Source organism: Tenebrionibacter intestinalis (assembly GCF_016632365.1).
In the GTDB taxonomy this organism is placed as follows: domain Bacteria; phylum Pseudomonadota; class Gammaproteobacteria; order Enterobacterales; family Enterobacteriaceae; genus Tenebrionibacter; species Tenebrionibacter intestinalis.
Genome location: NZ_JAEPBH010000020.1, coordinates 1 through 19278, shown reverse-complemented (window position 1 = coordinate 19278; position 19278 = coordinate 1). Strand labels below are relative to the sequence as shown.

Here is a 19278-nt window from a genome sequence, read left to right as displayed (position 1 = left end):
GATGTGAGTATAGAGCAGCGATTTCCGCTGTCGCCGAATATGACGCTCGCAAACGTTTGCCTGGACTGTTAGAATCTCCGCGTTTTCTATCTACCCAACCGCGTGGGGACTTTGCAGTGACCGAAAAAACCTCTCTTAGCTATAAAGACGCCGGTGTTGACATTGATGCCGGAAACGCCCTGGTCGATCGCATTAAAGGCGTAGTGAAGAAAACGCGCCGCCCGGAAGTCATGGGCGGGTTGGGAGGCTTCGGCGCGCTGTGCGCGCTGCCTCAAAAATACCGCGAACCCGTGCTGGTATCCGGTACCGACGGCGTGGGCACCAAGCTACGTCTGGCGATGGATCTGAAGCGTCACAATACCATCGGTATCGATCTGGTTGCGATGTGCGTAAACGATCTGGTGGTTCAGGGCGCTGAACCGCTATTTTTCCTGGACTATTACGCCACCGGCAAACTGGACGTAGAGACAGCGGCAAGCGTTATCAGCGGCATCGCCGAGGGCTGCCTGCAATCCGGCTGCGCGCTGGTCGGCGGCGAAACGGCGGAAATGCCCGGTATGTATCACGGCGAAGACTATGATGTGGCCGGTTTCTGCGTGGGTGTGGTAGAAAAATCAGAAATTATTGACGGCAGCCGCGTTGCCGACGGTGACGTGCTGGTGGCGCTGGCCTCCAGCGGCCCACACTCCAACGGCTATTCGCTGGTGCGCAAAATTATCAACCTCAGCGGCCACGATCCGCTTATTACTGAACTGGAAGGCCAGCCGCTGGCAGACCACCTGCTGGCGCCGACGCGCATCTACGTCAAGTCCGTACTGTCGCTGATTGCGTCATTTGACGTCCACGCCGTGGCGCATCTTACCGGCGGCGGCTTCTGGGAAAATATTCCGCGCGTGCTGCCGGAAAACACCCAGGCCGTGATCGATGAAGCATCCTGGCAGTGGCCGGCGGTATTCAACTGGCTACAGCAGGCGGGCAACGTCAATCGACATGAAATGTATCGTACCTTTAACTGCGGCGTAGGCATGGTTATCGCCCTGCCCGCCGACAGCGCGGATAAGGCTATTGAACTGCTTAACAGTTTGGGTGAAAAAGCGTGGAAGATCGGTATTATCAGGGCTTCTGATTCTGAACAGCGCGTGGTCATTAAGTAATGAAACATATCGTGGTGCTTATCTCCGGCAACGGCAGCAACCTTCAGGCGATAATTGATGCCTGCCAACAGCGGCGTATCAATGGCACCATTAGCGCAGTATTCAGCCACCGCGCCAGCGCCTTTGGCCTTGAGCGCGCCAGGCAGGCAAATATCCCCGCTCACGTCCTGGCGCCCGCCAACTTTGACGGGCGTGAGGCCTTCGACCAGGCGCTGATGCGCCAAATTGACGTCTTCACGCCCGATCTGGTGGTGCTTGCAGGCTATATGCGCATTCTTAGCCCAGCGTTCGTGGCGCATTACCGTGGCCGCCTGCTCAATATTCATCCTTCACTGCTGCCAAAATACCCTGGCCTGAACACGCATCGCCAGGCGCTGGAAAATGGCGACAAAGAGCACGGCGTTTCCGTACATTTCGTTACCGACAAGCTGGACGGCGGCCCGGTAATCCTGCAGGCTCGCGTGCCGATATTCGCAGGCGATGATGAGGCCATTATCGCCGCCAGAGTGCGGCATCAGGAGCACGCTATCTATCCGCTGGTCGTAAGCTGGTTTTTGGACGATCGCCTGGAAATGCGCGGCAATGAAGCCTGGCTCGATGGCCAGCCGCTGCCCCCGCAGGGCTATGCCGCCGACTAATCCTTTCGCTCTCGCCTTTTATAAAAGAGCGCGTTTTTCACCGTTGGACAACGCCCACCTTTGCTCGCCATAATAGCGGCGAGGCGGAATTACCACGTCCCGAGATCAATAAATCGGAGTGTGAGTCGTAATGGGTCAGGAAAAGCTCTATATCGAAAAAGAACTAAGCTGGTTATCCTTTAACGAGCGCGTACTCCAGGAAGCGGCGGATAAGCAAAATCCACTGATTGAGCGCATGCGCTTTCTCGGCATTTATTCCAATAACCTGGATGAATTTTATAAAGTGCGTTTCGCTGAGCTAAAGCGGCGCATTATTATCAGCGAAGAACAGGGCTCCAACTCTCACCCTCGCCATCTGCTGAACAAAATTCAGACTCGGGTGCTAAAAGCCGATCAGGAGTTCGATACCCTCTATAATGACCTGCTGCTCGAAATGGCGCGCAACCAGATCTTCCTGATTAACGAACGCCAGCTATCGCCTAATCAGCAAACCTGGCTTCGCCATTACTTTAAGCAGTATCTGCGCCCGCACATTACGCCTATCCTCATCGTCCGTGAAACCGATCTGGTGCAGTTTTTAAAAGATGATTACACCTATCTGGCGGTGGAGATTGTGCGCGGCAGCGATATTCATTACGCCCTGCTGGAAATACCGTCGGACAAAGTGCCGCGCTTTGTCAACCTGCCGCCGGAAACGCCGCGCCGACGCAAACCAATGATTTTGCTGGATAATATCCTTAGATACTGCCTGGACGATATCTTTAACGGCTTCTTTGATTACGACTCGCTGAACGCCTATTCCATGAAGATGACCCGCGACGCGGAATACGATCTGGTGCATGAAATGGAATCCAGCCTGATGGAGCTGATGTCCTCCAGCCTCAAGCAGCGCCTGACCGCCGAGCCGGTACGCTTTGTTTATCAGCGTGATATGCCGGATGCAATGGTGGAAATGCTGCGTAATAAACTCTCTATTTCACGCCTGGATTCCATTGTACCCGGCGGGCGCTACCATAATTTTAAAGACTTCATCAGCTTTCCAAACGTGGGTAAAGCTAATCTGGTGAATAAACCGCTGCCGCGCCTGCGCCATATCTGGTTTGATAAATTCCGCAACGGCTTCGACGCCATTCGCGAGCGCGATGTGCTGCTTTACTACCCGTATCACACATTTGAGCACGTGCTGGAATTGCTGCGTCAGGCATCGTTCGACCCCAGCGTGCTGGCCATCAAAATCAACATTTACCGCGTAGCGAAAGATTCTCGCATTATTGAGTCCATGATCCACGCGGCGCACAACGGCAAAAAAGTTACCGTGGTGGTGGAACTTCAGGCCCGCTTTGACGAAGAAGCCAATATTCACTGGGCGCGTCGTCTGACCGAAGCAGGCGTACACGTTATCTTCTCCGCGCCAGGGTTAAAAATTCACGCCAAACTCTTTCTGGTATCGCGCAAAGAAGGCGATGAAGTGGTGCGTTACGCCCATATCGGCACCGGCAACTTTAATGAAAAAACCGCGCGCCTTTATACCGATTATTCGCTGCTTACCGCCGATGCGCGTATCACTAACGAAGTGCGCCGGGTATTTAACTTCATTGAAAACCCTTACCGGCCCGTCACTTTCGATTACCTGATGGTATCGCCGCAAAACTCGCGCCGCCTGCTTTATGAACTGGTGGACAAAGAGATAGCCAACGCTCAACAGGGGCTGGCGTGCGGCATCACGCTCAAGCTCAATAATCTGGTCGATAAGGGCCTGGTTGACCGCCTGTACACCGCATCGAGCTTCGGGGTGCCGGTAAATTTGCTGATCCGCGGCATGTGTTCACTGATTCCGCAGCTTGACGGCATCAGCGACAATATTCACGTTATCAGCATCGTCGATCGCTATCTCGAACACGATCGGGTTTATATTTTCGAAAACGGCGGCGATAAAAAAGTGTTTCTCTCCTCCGCCGACTGGATGACGCGCAATATCGACTACCGCATCGAAGTCGCCGTGGCGCTGCTCGATCCGCTGCTTAAACAGCGCGTGCTGGATATTATCGCCATTCTGTTTAGCGACACCGTAAAAGCGCGGATCGTGGATAAGGAACTCAGCAACCGTTACGTACCGCGCGGCAATCGCCGTAAAGTGCGTGCGCAGTTGGCAATTTATGATTACATCAAATCTCTGGAACAGCCCGAATAACCATGCCGATTAAACAACCTACCCCAAGGCCGCAGGAGTTTGCTGCAATCGACCTCGGCTCAAACAGTTTCCATATGGTCATTGCCCGGGTGGTGGACGGCGCCATGCAAATTATTGGCCGCCTTAAGCAGCGCGTACGCCTGGCCGACGGGCTGGATGCTAACAATAGGCTAAGCGAGGAGGCGATGGCGCGCGGCCTCGCCTGCCTGGGGCTATTTGCCGAGCGCCTGCAAGGGTTTAGCGCATCCAGCGTCTGTATTGTGGGCACCCACACGCTACGCGAAGCAACCAACGCGCAGGAATTTTTACGCCGCGCTGAACAGGTGATTCCCTATCCTGTTGAGATAATTTCAGGTAATGAAGAAGCACGCCTGATTTTTATGGGCGTGGAGCATACCCAGCCTGAGCGTGGCAGCAAGCTCGTCATCGATATCGGCGGCGGCTCCACTGAACTGGTCATCGGTGAAAACTTTGAACCGCAGTTGGTGGAAAGCCGGCGCATGGGCTGCGTCAGCTTTGGGCAAAACTTCTTCCCGGGCGGCATCATCAGCAGCGAGAACTTTCGCCGCGCCCGGCTGGCTGCGGTGCAAAAGCTGGAAAACCTGGCATGGCAGTTTCGCATTCAGGGCTGGAACGTGGCGCTGGGCGCATCCGGCACCATTAAGGCCGCGCATGAAATTTTACTGGCGATGGGGGAAAAAGACGGCCTTATTACGCCAGAGCGGCTGGATAAACTGTGTACGGCGGTGCTGGCGCATAAATCCTTCGCCGCACTCAACCTGCCGGGGCTTTCCGATGAGCGCAAAGCGGTATTTGTACCGGGGCTGGCGATTATGTGCGGCGTTTTTGATTCCCTTGGCATTAAAGAGCTGCGGTTATCGGACGGCGCATTGCGCGAAGGCGTGCTTTACGAAATGGAAGGCCGCTTTCACCACCAGGATGTGCGCATCCGCACGGCCAGAAGCCTTGCCAGCCATTACAACATTGACGCCGACCAGGCAAAACGCGTGCTGGAAACCACGCTACATATGTACGAACAGTGGCGGGCGCGCCACCCTAAATGCGTCAATGCTCAGATGGCCGCGCTGCTGAAATGGGCAGCAATGCTGCACGAAGTGGGCCTGAGCATTAACCACAGCGCCATGCATCGCCATTCGGCCTATATTCTTCAGCACAGCGACCTGCCAGGCTTTACCCAGGAGCAGCAACTAATGATGGCAACGCTGGTGCGCTTTCATCGCAAAGGCATTAAGCTCGACGATATTCCACGCTTCACGCAGTTTCGCAAAAAAGAGTTCATCCCGCTGATTAAGCTACTGCGCCTTGGCGTGCTGCTCAACAACCAGCGACAGGCAACCACAACGCCGCCTACGCTTGCGCTGGAAACAGACGATCTCCACTGGACGCTGCGTTTCCCGCACGCCTGGTTTAGCCAGAATGCGCTGGTGCTGCTGGATTTAGAGCGTGAGCAAAAATACTGGGAGGCGATTGACGGCTGGAAACTGTCTATAGAGGAAGAAGAAGCAAGCCCCGTTAACGGAAGCTGACGCAGGCGGGTGGTATGCCGCCCGCCGTCAAACAAGGCTTTCCAGCATCCTGGGATGACTAATAAGATGCCCCTGCATATAGTCAATGCCCATTGATTTTACCGTGTTCAGCACATCCTGTGTTTCAATAAATTCAGCAACCACCTGCATTTTCTTCATGCGCGCCAGTTGGCAGATTGACTCCACTAGCTGATAATCCACGCTGCTTGAGGCAATATTACGTATGAAGCTGCCGTCCAGCTTCAGCATATCGACATTCATTTCCCGCAGACAGACATAGCTCGCATAACCCGTGCCAAACCCATCGATCGCAATGCGGCAACCAAGCTGGCGAAGCTGATAAATAGTCTGATTCGCCAGCGCCATATTCGATGAGGCGCTGCTTTCGTTGATTTCAAACATCAGTTGCCATGCCTGAACATCATAGCGCTGAAGCAGCTCATACACTTCCGTCGCAAAGTGTGCGCGACACACCGACGCCAGGGTCAGATTAATGGAGAAACGAATACCGGGCAGCGCTTCACGGTGTTTAGAAATAAACTCAAGCGCGCTTTCCAGCACCCAGCTATCAATACGCGACGATAATCCAAATTCATGAGCAATAGGCAGAAAATGGTCTGGTTTCACCAGCGAGCCATCATCATTCTTCATTCTGAGCAGGATTTCATAAAAACCGTCGCCGCGAATACCTTCAACCCGCTGCGCCATAAGCTGGAACCCGTCATCATCAAGCGCCTTTTGCAGGCGGTTCATCATATAAACCTTCTGCTTTACAACGTTTTGTACATGACGAGCGCCGCTTACCTGCAGGCTTTCCGGGCGATTAGTGCTGAGTGAAAAATCAGCCATCGTTCCCAGTTCACCGAGCAATAAATAGTGGTGGCTGACCGGCGAACGCACATAGCAATAGCTCATTCCCACCTGCAGTTGCATTGCCCTGCCGTCCCACAGAAAACGGAAACTGCGAATTTTTTGGTATAACTCTTCAACCCGCGTTTTACCTGACTCGCCGCTTAAGCGCAGCACCAACTCTTTGTTCGATAGGTGGTAGAGCGATTCGCCATTTTGCAGCGAGCGCTGCAACCCATTGGCAAGCTGTTGTTTGTAGCTCACGCGCATTAGAACGCCGTAATTCTGCCCCAGCAAATCAAGCTCAGAGAAATTCAGCAAGCACAGCGTGGAACTGGAATAAAAATTCAGATCGCGCGTTAACGCCCGCAAATTCGGCATCTGTACGACAGGGTCGATAAAGGCCGCGTTACGCACCTTTTCATAAATTGTGCGCTGGTGAGTAGTCATTTCCGCCATTAAGTAGATAGTGAAGGAAAAGACCGCATAACACGACGAGGTAATCGCCATCTGCACATCGTATTTATCGCCGGGCAACAGATAGCGATAGTAATAGTGGCTAAGAATAATCAGCACCAGCGTCCATACCGGGATAATGAACAGAAAACCAAAGCGCATTGCTCCCCAAAGCATTACCGGCAGCATAAGCGTCAGCGTGTAGTTGGTATTAAAAATAGTACTGTGGTCGCTCAGCGGCAACAGCATCAAACTCACCAGCCCCAGCAGTATCAGTAGCCATAACACCACTTCCATCTGGCTGGAGTGCGCATGGAACTGCATACGCATACGGGAGATGAAATGGCGGGCAAAGGGAGGGTGGCGTAGCGCGCGAAGAATAAAATAGAAAAAAGGTATGCCGACCAGGCTGCTCACTAACTGGCTTTGATAGTTAATCAGCGTGCTGACTTGCAACGGATCTTCGCCCAACATACTGGCTCGGGCAGAGTAAAACTCAAATATTATAAGCCCCTGATAAATAACAAAAAATATTGTAGCCTGACAGAAAACCAGCCAAAATAAACGCGCAGCGCTCAGGGGCATATAGCCAAAGCTGACTGCGTTACGCCGGGGTACAAACAGCCGATACCCGCCCCAGCTAATTATGCAGGTAAAAAGATAGTGACAAACCGAGGCAATCGCATCAACTTCGCCGCGCATAGGGAGATAGCGTATAACCAACGCTGCGGCGATACCCGGTAACGCGGCCCAGCCGTATAGCAGCATTAGCGCCATCATCAGCGCTGGCGGCATATAAAATAATACAACCCTGACGCCATGCAATTCGGTATATACGTTGCACAGCACGGCCAGTGGTTGCAGCAGTATCGGCAGAATTAACGGCAGGCACCACCAGCGATTTTTGTGTTTCTGATACCAGTCAGACCACTGCATGATGTGTCCCTGGACAATACCGTTTCCCTGGCGACGTTTTTAAGGCAGGCATCCAACCTGACTGTTGCTACCGGCGAACCATACGTTTGCACCGGAATGGATGGCTGATTTTAGTCAGGCAACAAAAGTAGTATCTGATTTAGATCAACTCTTAGGCCCACATTCTGACGTCAACCTGCCCCCATTATATTTTGCCCAACGCAGGGCTAACAGGAATAATTCGCAGTATTTGAAAAGTTTAGATAAAGTTGACGGAATTTTACGCATCAAAGAATTGACCTTACACCCGGAGTATGGCTAAATTTTTCCGTTGCCCGCTTTGTCGGGCCTGCTTAAAGGAGTTCCGTGTGTCACAACCTCCAGGGGTGCATAATCGCAGCCGTTTTAATAGCCGGATGACGCATATTGTGTTACTTATCAGCTTTCTCTTTTTCTTTGGGCGTTTCGTCTACTCCTCTGTGAGCGCCTGGCATCAGTATCAGAATAAAAACAATACCCAACAGCTAAGCCTTGTACTTGAGCGAGATAGCGTATCGCGGTAGCCTTTTTCGTCTGCACCTGTTTTCCCACGTAAGCAGTGCGTTATCGCCTGAGTTTCACTCATATTCCGGCAAAACGGCACAATACAGGGAGCAACCTGGCCATTAATGCCAGCGGCATTTCTGTTTTTTAGTTCTGTCATATCTTTTTTCACGCCCCACAGTAAAAACAAAAATAGCGCATTCGCCGCCACACTCCGTTAATAGCGGCGAAGCGTAGCCTTAACGTAATTAAAATAAGAGAGTGACAAAGTAACTGGTTTCATACCGGGGGAGCGGGACTTAAAAAACGCCTGGCGGGTTTGCCGTTTGATGACAAAGAGGACAAAGCCATGCTTTGTCCTCCTTGTCGCTAACAGTCGAAAAACAATAAATTTATTTTGCTGACAGTTCGTACCGACGTCGCACGTATCAGCGTCTATTTTCAGTAGCAAAAATCCCGCCTGGCGGGTTTTTATATCAGACTCTGTCTCTCCTGCGCCGGGCTATCACTCCCACTCGATTGTCGCTGGCGGCTTGCCCGAAATGTCATAAACAACGCGGGAAATACCGTTAACTTCGTTGATAATACGATTGGATACCCGGCCCAGGAAATCATACGGCAGATGCGCCCAGTGCGCGGTCATAAAATCGATGGTTTCCACCGCGCGCAGCGAAACAACCCAGTCATACTTGCGGCCATCGCCCATTACGCCAACAGAACGCACCGGCAGGAACACCGTGAAGGCCTGGCTTACCTTATCGTAGAGATCGGCTTTACGCAGTTCTTCAATAAAAATGGCATCCGCGCGGCGCAACAGATCGCAATACTCTTTTTTGACCTCGCCAAGCACGCGCACGCCCAGGCCCGGGCCCGGGAACGGATGGCGGTAGAGCATATCGTAAGGCAGCCCCAGTTCAAGACCGATTTTACGCACTTCGTCTTTAAACAGCTCTTTGAGCGGCTCAACCAGCCCCATCTTCATCTCTTTTGGCAGACCGCCTACATTATGATGAGATTTAATCACGTGCGCTTTGCCGGTTGCCGAAGCGGCAGACTCAATCACGTCCGGGTAAATCGTGCCCTGCGCCAGCCATTTCACATCTTCAAGCTTCAGCGCCTCTTCATCGAACACTTCAACAAAAACGCGACCGATGGTTTTACGCTTGGCTTCCGGGTCGTCGATACCGGCAAGCTGACTCAGAAAACGCGCTTCAGCCGGAACGTGTATAATATTCAGCCCGAAGCGATCGCCAAACATATCCATCACCTGCTCTGCTTCATTCAGGCGCAGCAGGCCATTATCCACAAATACGCAGGTCAGACGTTCGCCAATGGCGCGATGCAGCAGCATCGCGGTCACAGAGGAGTCCACGCCGCCGGACAGACCGAGAATAACGTTATCCTGACCCACCTGCTCACGAATGCGCTCAACGGCGTCATCGATAATTTTTGCCGGGGTCCACAGCGCGTCGCACTGGCAAATATCGCGCACAAAGCGCTCAAGCATACGCAGCCCCTGGCGAGTATGGGTCACTTCCGGGTGGAACTGCACGCCGTAAAAGCGCTTTTCTTCATTGGCCATAATGGCGAACGGACAGGTTTCAGTGCTGGCGACGGTTACAAAACCCGGCGGAATGGCCATCACTTTATCGCCATGACTCATCCATACGTCCAGCAGCGGGCTACCCGAACCGCTTAACGCATCTTCAATGCCATGTACCAGAGCGCTGTCGGTTTTAATTTCTACCTGCGCATAGCCAAATTCGCGCTCGTTTGAACCTTCAACGTGGCCGCCAAGCTGCATTGCCATCGTTTGCATGCCGTAGCACACGCCCAACACCGGCACGCCCGCGTCGAAAACATACTGCGGCGCGCGTGGGCTGTTGGCTTCAGTGGTGCTTTCCGGGCCGCCGGAAAGGATTATCCCGTTTGGGCTGAATTCACGAATCTGGGCTTCTGTAACGTCCCATGCCCACAGTTCGCAGTAGACCCCCAGTTCACGCACGCGGCGCGCGACAAGCTGAGTGTACTGGGAACCAAAATCGAGGATAAGAATGCGGTGCTTATGAATATTTTCCGTCATTGACGCTAATTCCGAGGCAAAAAGCAATTAAGAAAAAGGCGCCTGGCGCGTAGTAAATGCGTCAGGCGAATAAACATCAGGAACCCATACGATAGTTTGGCGATTCCTTAGTAATGGTCACATCATGAACGTGACTTTCCTGAATACCCGCGCCGCTGATGCGCACAAATTCTGCTTTAGTACGCAAAGCGTCGATGGTGGCGCAGCCGGTAAGCCCCATGCAGGAGCGCAAACCGCCCATTTGCTGGTGAACAATCTCTTTCAAATGTCCTTTATACGCCACGCGGCCTTCAATACCTTCCGGCACCAGTTTGTCAGCGGCGTTATCGCTCTGGAAATAGCGGTCTGAGGAGCCTTTAGACATCGCCCCCAGCGATCCCATACCGCGGTAAGACTTGAACGAGCGCCCTTGATACAGCTCGATTTCCCCCGGCGATTCTTCAGTGCCCGCCAGCATAGAGCCGACCATCACGGCGCTGGCGCCTGCGGCGATAGCCTTGGCGATATCGCCAGAAAAGCGAATGCCGCCGTCTGCGATAACCGGGATACCGGTGCCTTCCAGTGCTTCAACGGCGTCAGAAACCGCCGTTATCTGCGGCACGCCCACGCCGGTCACAATGCGGGTTGTGCAGATAGACCCAGGGCCAATTCCCACTTTTACCGCGCTCACGCCGGCATCGGCCAGCGCGCGGGCGCCTGCGCCAGTTGCCACATTGCCGCCAATTATCTGTAATTGCGGGTATTTCGCGCGCGTTTCGCGAATACGTTGCAGCACGCCTTCAGAATGACCGTGAGAGGAGTCAATCAGCAGCACGTCAACGCCTGCGGCAACCAGCGCGTCAATACGCTCTTCATTACCGGCGCCCGCGCCAACCGCAGCCCCCACGCGCAGGCGGCCATGTTCGTCTTTACAAGCGTTTGGCTTACGCTCCGCCTTCTGGAAATCTTTAACCGTGATCATGCCGCGCAGGTGAAAGCCTTCATCAACAACCAGCGCTTTTTCTACACGCTTTTCATGCATACGGGATAATACAACGTCGCGGGCTTCATTTTCATGTACGGTAACCAGGCGCTCCTTCGGCGTCATGTAGGCGCTTACCGGCTGGCTCAGGTCGGTTACAAAACGCACGTCGCGCCCGGTAATAATGCCCACCAGCTCATGCTGAGCATTCACTACCGGATATCCCGCAAACCCGTTACGCTCGGTCAGTTCCCGCACTTCCTGCAGCGTTGTGGAAGGCAGAACGGTTTGCGGATCGGTCACCACGCCGCTTTCATGTTTTTTAACGCGGCGCACTTCTTCCGCCTGGCGCTCAATCGACATATTTTTATGGATAAAGCCGATGCCGCCTTCCTGCGCCAGCGCAATGGCCAGTCGGGATTCCGTCACCGTATCCATTGCAGCAGAAAGCATAGGAATATTCAGGCGAATCGTTTTTGTCAGTTGCGTGCTGAGATCGGCGGTGTTAGGCAGAACGGTGGAATGTGCGGGAACGAGCAAAACGTCATCAAACGTCAGTGCTTCTTTAGCAATACGTAGCATGGGCAATATCTCAACCTGAGGGGTGATGGAATGGATAAAATATTGCCGCGGCATTATACAGGGGGAAATCGGTTGCTTCTACATCTTTTATCAAAAAACTTGCCTTTACTCGCCACAGCGGTAGTATCAGGCGAATAACCTGCTGATTGGGATTTTGATCCAGCTCACATGTCTTCTTCACTGTCTGCCGCCATTTTTACCGTCAGCCGCCTTAATCAGTCGGTACGTCAGCTTCTTGAAAACGAGATAGGTACGGTGTGGATCAGCGGTGAAATCTCCAATTTTTCCCGCCCGGCTTCCGGCCACTGGTATTTTACGCTCAAAGACGATACCGCCCAGGTACGCGCGGCCATGTTTCGCAACGCTAACCGGCGCGTTACATTTCACCCTGAACATGGCCAGCAGGTACTGGCGCGCGCCAGCGTCACGCTCTACGAACCACGCGGCGATTATCAGATTATTGTCGAAACGATGCAGCCGGCAGGCGAAGGCCTCCTTCAACAGCAGTTTGAACAACTGAAGCGCCGGCTGGCCGCCGAAGGCTTGTTTGACGCGGCGCACAAACAGCCGCTGCCTGCGCCGGCCCGCCAGATTGGCGTAATTACCTCAAAAACCGGCGCGGCGCTGCACGATATCCTGCACGTATTGCAGCGGCGCGATCCGTCGCTGCCGGTGGTCGTCTACCCGAGCGCAGTACAGGGCATCGAGGCGCCGGCGCAACTTGTGCGCGCTATTGAGCTGGCAAACCTGCGCAACGAATGCGACGTACTGATTGTTGGACGCGGCGGCGGTTCGCTGGAAGATTTGTGGAGTTTTAACGATGAACGGGTAGCGCGCGCTATCTTTACCAGCCGAATTCCTGTTGTCAGCGCCGTAGGTCATGAAACTGACATCACTATCGCCGATTTTGTCGCCGACCTGCGCGCGCCCACGCCTTCGGCAGCGGCTGAAATCGTCAGCCGCAATCAAATTGAACTGCTGCGCCAGTTGCACAGCCAGCAGCAGCGGCTGGAAATGGCGATGGACTATTATCTTTCAGGGCGAAGCCAGCGCTTTATCCGGCTGCATCACCGTCTGCAGCAGCAGCATCCGCATCTGCGGCTGGCGCGCCAGCAAAATACCCTGTTTCAGCTACGCCAGCGCCTGAATGCCGCGCAGGAAAATGCGCGACGCCAGGCGCTCAATCGCCTGCAGCGCCAGATCCGCAGGCTCGATCAGCAGCAGCCTTACGCGCGCATTCACCACGCCAACGCTCGCCTGCAACAGCTTGAATATCATCTTTCCCGGTTGACTAGCCAGCGTCTTAGCGCCGCACGCGAACGTTTCGCCAGCGCTCTCGCCCATCTTGAAGCCGTCAGCCCACTGGCGACGCTTGCGCGCGGCTACAGTGTGACCTCTGCGCCCAACGGGCAGGTACTCAAGCAAACAAAGCAGATAAAAACAGGCGACAATCTGACTACCCGTCTGACTGACGGCTGGGTTATTAGCAACGTTATCAGCGTAAAGCCCATCAAAAAAGCACGCAGTAAATCTTAGCGCTACGGCTAACCTGCGGGAGATAAACCGCCATCGATAATGCCGCACGTTCACCGGCGCCTCGCCGCCCTGCCGGTGAACGCTTGCGGTATTTAACACACTATTCATCCAGCATACACCCTGCCGCCAGGCGCAAATCAAAACGGCAAACCGGCTGTATTTTTCCCGCGTCTTCGCGAGATTGATAGAATTTTTGCTATAAAAAGAATAAAAAAGCCTGGAGAATACCTTAATCAGTTAATCTGGATCAAAATATATAATTTAGATATAAATAATATTTCCTCCCTGGCCTGGGTTAATCGCCTTACTGGTTTTTCGGGCAACGTTAAATTAAACCACTTCTTATTCAGCAAATAATCGGCACTAACAGTAGTTTTAAATTAAAACGCCCTTATGCCAGGTAAAAAACTAACAGCGGTCAATACGCGCTTCTCTTATACCGCCAGGCGTTATTAGTTTCATTATTATAACTATTGATATTATTCTCCAACTATCGCATCCTGCGCTTGACGTATGCGATTAATTCATTTACTTACCAACCAGGGCTTGCCTGTAAAGCTCTTGCGGTAGCTATGCCCTTAAGAAAATTTCACAAACTTTTCTCATTGAGTTTTTCGCACAGAGAAAAAGGTTGTAAAAGTATCAAACCCTCAGGAAGGCTAATTGAAATGGAAAACGCCATAAAGAATATTCAACCGCTTTTTATCACCTTGCTGCTTATTTTTTCGCTGGCTGGATGTCAAAAAACAAAACCTTTGACCGATGACACGCTGGTCACAAGCCTGGTGGATGGCGTAACGCTGACGCATCGCTATGCCATTACGCCGCCGCAAACTTTTACGCCTATAAATGAAGACTACCGCGCTCTCTATGCGGCATCACTAATGAGCGAGCCGGATTTCGGCGGTAAAATCGTCCGCACGCTGGAAAACGGCGAAACCTATGTCGCGCTGGGCCAGGTAGAGCACTTCTGGATAGCGCTTGCGGATAAAGGCCAACAGGAACTGATAGGCTACGTGCCTTTACGCGCCGTCGTCAAAAGTTCTCTTTATGCCGATACCGTACGCAAAGATTCGCGCCGCATACGCAAAAGCAGTAAAAACAAAAAGGCCGTTAAAAATATTTGCGTAACGCTAGGTGACAACAGCAAGGCTTGTAAAAAGGCCAACGAAAACACCTGGATTATCGATTAATTACAAATTCCCCTGGCGGGCACAACATGCGTTCTCAATATCGAGGTGCATTATCGTCGCTGGTACACTTTATTGTTATTAGCGGTGAATTTTTCCTGACCTCGCAGCATTGATTTACAGGCGCGCCAGCTCGGCATGATCGCAGCCATTCGCGCCATTATTGCCGCCATGCTGCAATCCTTAAACCCTGAGCAACGTGAAGCGCAGGCAAAACAGCACGGCGCACTATCCCGTCTGTCGTTGCTCAATAGCCGTAAGGCCGCGCTCTGAGAACATTTCACCCGCCATTACGCCCAGACCGCAGGCGAAATGGAAGATGGTTTCCATACGCTATTCGGCGAGGCCTTTCTGCACGCTTACGACATGGAAGTTAATCAGTACAAAGGTTCACAAAGCGGAGCGGATAAAGCATGAATATCACTACAGCATCGCTGAGCGCGCGCGCCTGCAATCAGGATCACCTGAGTGAAATCCCTGGCTCCCGTGCCGCCTGTTTTGTAGTTTGCGACGGTATCGCGGGCGCTCCCGGCGGCGAAGTTGCCGCAAAAATTGCCTGCGCAAGCATCGTTTCCCACTTCGAAGCAGAAAGCCATCTGAATTTGCGTCACGTGCGCCAGGAAGTTAACAAGGCCAATCAGGCGATCCGCGCCGGGCAAAAAGCCTCGCCAGTTTACGCCCGCATGGGCACAACGCTGGTTAGCCTGTTTATCGACAGGGATGACCCGTTGGCGTACTGCGCTCATGCAGGCGACAGCCGCCTGTATCTGTTTCGTCGCGGCTGGCTGCGTCACGTCACCACCGCTCACAGCCTGGTGCAACAAATGAAAAACGCCGGTCACGATACAGACGGCATTAACAGCAACCTGCTCTATTTTGCCTTAGGGATGAGCGACAACAGCCGTGAGGCCAGTTACAGCTATCTCAAACCTGTTAAAGACGGCGAGGCCTTTTTATTGTGTACCGACGGCTTCTGGCACGGCCTCAGCGAAGCGCACTGCATCTGAGCCTCCTGACAAACCCCAGCCTGTCGCTGTCAGGATGGATGAAATGCAATAAAAAACATGGAAAATCAATGCATTGATTATCGCCTGCTTACTACAAAGAAGGAAAAACCCCGTTTTTTCCTTCTTTGTCAACAACCTGAAACGCAGCAGTCGCTGCACCTTGTCACCACGCCGCAGGAGTGGCTGACGCTAATGCAACAGGCGCTTATTAAAAATAACGACGTCAGTCAGAACAAACAGGACAACTACAGCGCCCTGGCCGTCTGGATGGGGTCGCCCCAGGACACCACGCTACTGCATGCTCCGGCAGATGCCGTGCAGTTTCTCTCTTCACGTGATTAATCAAGGATCGTTATGAAATACTGGCTCTCAGGTTTTGCGTTATTAATGGCCACAAACAGCCTCAGCGCAGCGGCAGAAAACTACCGTATTGTGCAATCGCCCTCCCAAAAGCTGGACGTCTGGATAGATGACATCAAAGACAGTTCCGTTAAAAGCTGGTGCACAACAGATGTGACGCTGCGTATCGTCGCAAAAGAGAATAAAAACCCGAAAGTACTCAACACCTTCATGCCTCGTCTGGGCTCGCTTTTGCGCAGCCAATGCAGCAAGCTCGACACGCTCACCTGGCGGCTTACCGATAACCGCGGCATAAGTCTTGCGACAGGCAGCGCCAGCGCCAGCAACGGCTGGCGAAACGTGCAGTTACAGGAGCAGGCCTACGCCCCCCAGCCCGCAAACGCGCCGGCTGCTCCGTCGGCGGCGCCCGTTTCTCAGGCCGTCTCTCCCCTTGCCGATAATCGCCCCTGGCAGGAGTTTCGCCTGCAGGATGGCTGCATCCTGCGCGTGTACTGGCAGGACAGCAATATGATCTCAGGCTGGTTTATCCCTGATGGCAACGATGGTGACTGTGAAACCCGCCGCTGGCTGCACGGGCGCCGCAACATCGTATTACAAAGCGACAACGGCGAGCAGAAAACGCTGCCGGCTACCTTCATTAACGGCTTTACTCTGCTGGGGTTGGCGGATAACGGCAACCTCGACGATCTGTCCATCGTCTCCGCCAACAACGAACGCCTGGTGCTCGCCAGCCGCCAAAACCTGCAAAGTTGGATGATCTTACCCTATATTCCGGCCCTGAACGGCTGGCAGGCGCAGGGAACCATTGCCGTGGAAATGCCGGCGAAAACCGCGCAAAACGTAAAACTAATGAACGAACAACTAAAACGCGCGCGCGATTACTGGACTGCCTGGCTACCCGCTGGCGTGCGCCAACGTCTTTTGCTTATCGAGACGCTACAGCCGCAGTTGCGCGATCCGGCTGCCAACGCGTGGAAAACGCGGGAATAGGGAAATTGTAATGAGAACACTAAACCAACTGCCGGGCGACGCTTCACTTAAACAGGCAAGGATACGTCTGGAAAACGACATTACCGCTCATCCGACCAACGCCGATCTTCGCACAGCGCTGGCCCAGCTTTTATGCCTGAGCGGCGACTGGTCGCGCGCGCTGACGCAGCTAAAAAGTTGGTTGGCGCTGGCGCGCGGCCAGCTTCGTACTATCGCCGCCAGCATTGACGACAGCGTGACGGCGCAGATTGTAGCGCGCTGCACCGAAGTGGAGTCCGGCGGGCGTATGGTTGATGCCATTTTGACAAACACGCTTTTGCCGCAAATGAGCCGCCAGTTGCTGAGCGCCGGAACGCGCGATGAAAAATACCGCCATCTGCCTATCACATTTGAACAGGACGCCTTTCAGTGTCTGTTTACCGCATAACCTTAACGCCAGAGAGTAGCTAACATGACCCACCGGACGCAAAATCAGGACGTACCCAACGCTTTGCCGCTGGGATATCGCTTCAATGAACTTGAAATCAAGGAAGTTATCGGCGGCGGCGACTTCGGCATTGTATACCGCGCCTGGGATAGTCAACTGGAGCGTAATGTCGCTATTAAAGAGTTCATGCCTGTATCACTGGCGCTGCGCGGCGATAACAACGCCCTGGTGTTGCGCAGCCAGCGCTGTAGTAAGGCATTTATTGCCGGGCTAAACAGTTTTATTCAGGAAGCGCGCCTGCTGGCGCAGTTTAATCATCCTAACCTGCTGCACGTACTGCGCTTTTGGGTGGAAAACGACACAGCGTATATGGCTACAGCGTTTTACAGCGGTATGACGCTGTCCCGCCTGAAGCAACATTATCCGGACAAGTTTGACGAAAGCTGGATTCGCCAGATGCTGCCGTTACTGTTGGGCGCTATCAAAACCCTGCACAACGGCGGCTACCTGCACCGCGATATTTCGCTGGATAACATTCAGATTCAGGAAAACGGCCTGCCGATACTGCTGGATTTCGGTTCTGCGCGCCGCATCATCAGCAATATCGCCGATGAAACCGAAACCATGCTGCGCCCCGGCTACGCGCCAATTGAGCAATACACCGACGACAATGATAATGAGCAAGGCCCCTGGACCGACATCTACGCGCTGGGCGCGGTGCTGTATACCCTGATAACCGGCGCAACGCCGCCGGTTAGCGTCATACGCAGCATAGAGGATAACTATGTTCCGTTAAATAAACTGCGCCCGGAAGGCTACTCGCCGGCGCTGTTACAGGCCATAGATCGCGCGCTGGCGCTACGGCCGGAAGACCGGCCTCGTTCCGTGGATGCGTTCGCCGAACTGCTGACGCTGCCGGTAAAAGAAGTGGAACCGCTGGCAAAAGCGCCGGAGCAGACCCCGCGCCCTACCGCACCGCTCACGGCCGCGCGCGAAAAGCCAGCGCGGATAGCGGCCAGGATAGCACGCTATCGCCTGCCAGCGATGATTGCCGTTTGCGCCATAGCGGGTCTCACACTGGGCGGGATGCTGCTTAAAAATATGCTGAATTCATCAGACGTCCCCCCTGTCGCCGCCCCGGCGCTTAGCGGCGGCGAGGCGACCGCTCTGGTTTATCTGCGCCTTAGCGAAGCAAGCAGGCTGCTTATTAACGCCAGCCCCTACGAACGCGCGCCCGGCTCGGACAATGTTCTTAAGCTACGCCTGAAGGCCGGCCAGTATACGTTTGCCGTGCAAAAAGATGGCGCGACACGCAGCCAGAGCATCACCATTGCACATCCCGGCACCTGGTTTATCACGCCATAACGGCAAAGGAACGCCATGAAAAATATTAAGCCTTTACGCCTGAGCGTATTGAACCGCCTTTTCGGCTGGCGCGCCAGAACCAACTGGGCGTAGCGCTGATGGCGCTGGCGGACATGAGCGAGAAGCCCAGGTTACGCCCGGAGATGGAACTTTGGCGGCTTGCCGAAAAAGAGCTACGGACCAACGGCGGCGTCGTGGATTTATCCATCCCTAAATCCTGCGCCGAATATCTGGCAACAGGCTATGCGTACACGCGTCACCAGGACGATAAAACCCACTGCCCGATGCGTATTGATGTAGGCGAACTGAGCAAAACGCTGTTAATAATCGGCGATCGCTATTGGGCAGGCAACCATCCTACTCCGGCAGCCCCATTTGATAAAATGCGCCTTGATTGGAGCCGGGCCTGAGGCGGGCGGCACGCTGAAGAAAACCCGCATGGGCTCTGAGGGATCCCCACAAACTCAGCGCTAATAAACCAGCA

The 19278-nt window shown here is 53.7% G+C and carries 13 protein-coding genes and 4 pseudogenes; 14 read left to right on the top strand and 3 right to left on the bottom strand.

What is annotated here, in order from left to right:
* The first annotated feature begins 116 nt into the window (after positions 1 to 116).
* The 4 genes from purM to ppx all read left to right on the top strand — a co-directional run bounded on the left by purM (position 117) and on the right by ppx (position 5530).
* On the top strand, positions 117 to 1154 hold the full coding sequence (gene purM / locus JJB97_RS09110; protein WP_238713711.1) for a phosphoribosylformylglycinamidine cyclo-ligase: 1038 nt from the start codon (positions 117 to 119) through the stop codon (positions 1152 to 1154).
* Positions 1154 to 1792, top strand: a complete 639-nt coding sequence (gene purN / locus JJB97_RS09105) for a phosphoribosylglycinamide formyltransferase (RefSeq protein ID WP_238713710.1) — start codon at positions 1154 to 1156, stop codon at positions 1790 to 1792. Before purM ends, purN begins: the two co-directional genes overlap by 1 nt.
* Positions 1793 to 1922: 130 nt before the next feature.
* The gene (gene ppk1 / locus JJB97_RS09100) at positions 1923 to 3983 is read left to right on the top strand and encodes a polyphosphate kinase 1 (RefSeq protein WP_238713709.1); all 2061 of its coding nucleotides are present in this window, start codon (positions 1923 to 1925) and stop codon (positions 3981 to 3983) included.
* Between the two features lie 2 nt (positions 3984 to 3985).
* Positions 3986 to 5530 carry an exopolyphosphatase gene (gene ppx / locus JJB97_RS09095; RefSeq protein WP_238713708.1) on the top strand — a complete coding sequence of 515 codons (1545 nt, stop codon included), beginning with the start codon at positions 3986 to 3988 and terminating at the stop codon, positions 5528 to 5530.
* A gap of 27 nt (positions 5531 to 5557) precedes the next feature.
* Here the strand turns inward: ppx and JJB97_RS09090 are convergent, their stop codons facing one another.
* Positions 5558 to 7771: an EAL domain-containing protein gene (locus JJB97_RS09090; protein ID WP_238713707.1), complete on the bottom strand. Its 2214-nt coding sequence runs from the start codon at positions 7769 to 7771 to the stop codon at positions 5558 to 5560.
* 100 nt (positions 7772 to 7871) lie between these two features.
* Between JJB97_RS09090 and JJB97_RS09085 the strand changes: the two genes are divergently transcribed.
* Complete coding sequence (locus JJB97_RS09085; RefSeq protein ID WP_238713706.1) at positions 7872 to 8072, top strand: hypothetical protein; 201 nt, start codon at positions 7872 to 7874, stop codon at positions 8070 to 8072.
* Between the two features lie 46 nt (positions 8073 to 8118).
* Positions 8119 to 8313, top strand: a complete 195-nt coding sequence (locus tag JJB97_RS09080) for a YfgG family protein (protein WP_238713705.1) — start codon at positions 8119 to 8121, stop codon at positions 8311 to 8313.
* A 485-nt stretch (positions 8314 to 8798) separates the two neighbouring features.
* Here JJB97_RS09080 and guaA read toward each other — a convergent pair whose 3' ends face one another.
* On the bottom strand, positions 8799 to 10376 hold the full coding sequence (gene guaA / locus JJB97_RS09075) for a glutamine-hydrolyzing GMP synthase (RefSeq protein ID WP_238713704.1): 1578 nt from the start codon (positions 10374 to 10376) through the stop codon (positions 8799 to 8801).
* Positions 10377 to 10452: 76 nt separating this feature from the next.
* Positions 10453 to 11919, bottom strand: coding sequence for an IMP dehydrogenase (gene guaB, locus JJB97_RS09070; protein WP_238713703.1), 1467 nt, complete (start codon positions 11917 to 11919; stop codon positions 10453 to 10455).
* A gap of 168 nt (positions 11920 to 12087) precedes the next feature.
* Between guaB and xseA the strand changes: the two genes are divergently transcribed.
* The 8 genes and pseudogenes from xseA to JJB97_RS09025 all read left to right on the top strand — a co-directional run.
* Entirely contained in the window at positions 12088 to 13455 is a 1368-nt protein-coding gene (gene xseA / locus JJB97_RS09065) for an exodeoxyribonuclease VII large subunit (RefSeq protein WP_238713702.1), read from the top strand.
* Between the two features lie 668 nt (positions 13456 to 14123).
* On the top strand, positions 14124 to 14648 hold the full coding sequence (locus JJB97_RS09060; protein WP_238713701.1) for an SH3 domain-containing protein: 525 nt from the start codon (positions 14124 to 14126) through the stop codon (positions 14646 to 14648).
* Between the two features lie 108 nt (positions 14649 to 14756).
* Positions 14757 to 15062 (top strand): annotated as a pseudogene (locus JJB97_RS09055) (type VI secretion system-associated FHA domain protein); the annotation flags it as partial.
* Positions 15059 to 15994 (top strand): annotated as a pseudogene (locus JJB97_RS18755) (PP2C family protein-serine/threonine phosphatase). The pseudogenes JJB97_RS09055 and JJB97_RS18755, both read left to right, overlap by 4 nt.
* 12 nt (positions 15995 to 16006) lie before the next feature.
* Positions 16007 to 17002 carry a hypothetical protein gene (locus JJB97_RS09040; RefSeq protein ID WP_238713700.1) on the top strand — a complete coding sequence of 332 codons (996 nt, stop codon included), beginning with the start codon at positions 16007 to 16009 and terminating at the stop codon, positions 17000 to 17002.
* A gap of 211 nt (positions 17003 to 17213) precedes the next feature.
* Positions 17214 to 17429, top strand: a pseudogene (locus JJB97_RS09035) (hypothetical protein); the annotation flags it as partial.
* A 24-nt stretch (positions 17430 to 17453) separates the two neighbouring features.
* Positions 17454 to 18794: a serine/threonine protein kinase gene (locus tag JJB97_RS09030; RefSeq protein WP_238713699.1), complete on the top strand. Its 1341-nt coding sequence runs from the start codon at positions 17454 to 17456 to the stop codon at positions 18792 to 18794.
* 15 nt (positions 18795 to 18809) lie between these two features.
* A pseudogene (locus JJB97_RS09025) lies at positions 18810 to 19201 on the top strand (DUF2169 domain-containing protein); the annotation flags it as partial.
* Positions 19202 to 19278: the final 77 nt, after the last annotated feature.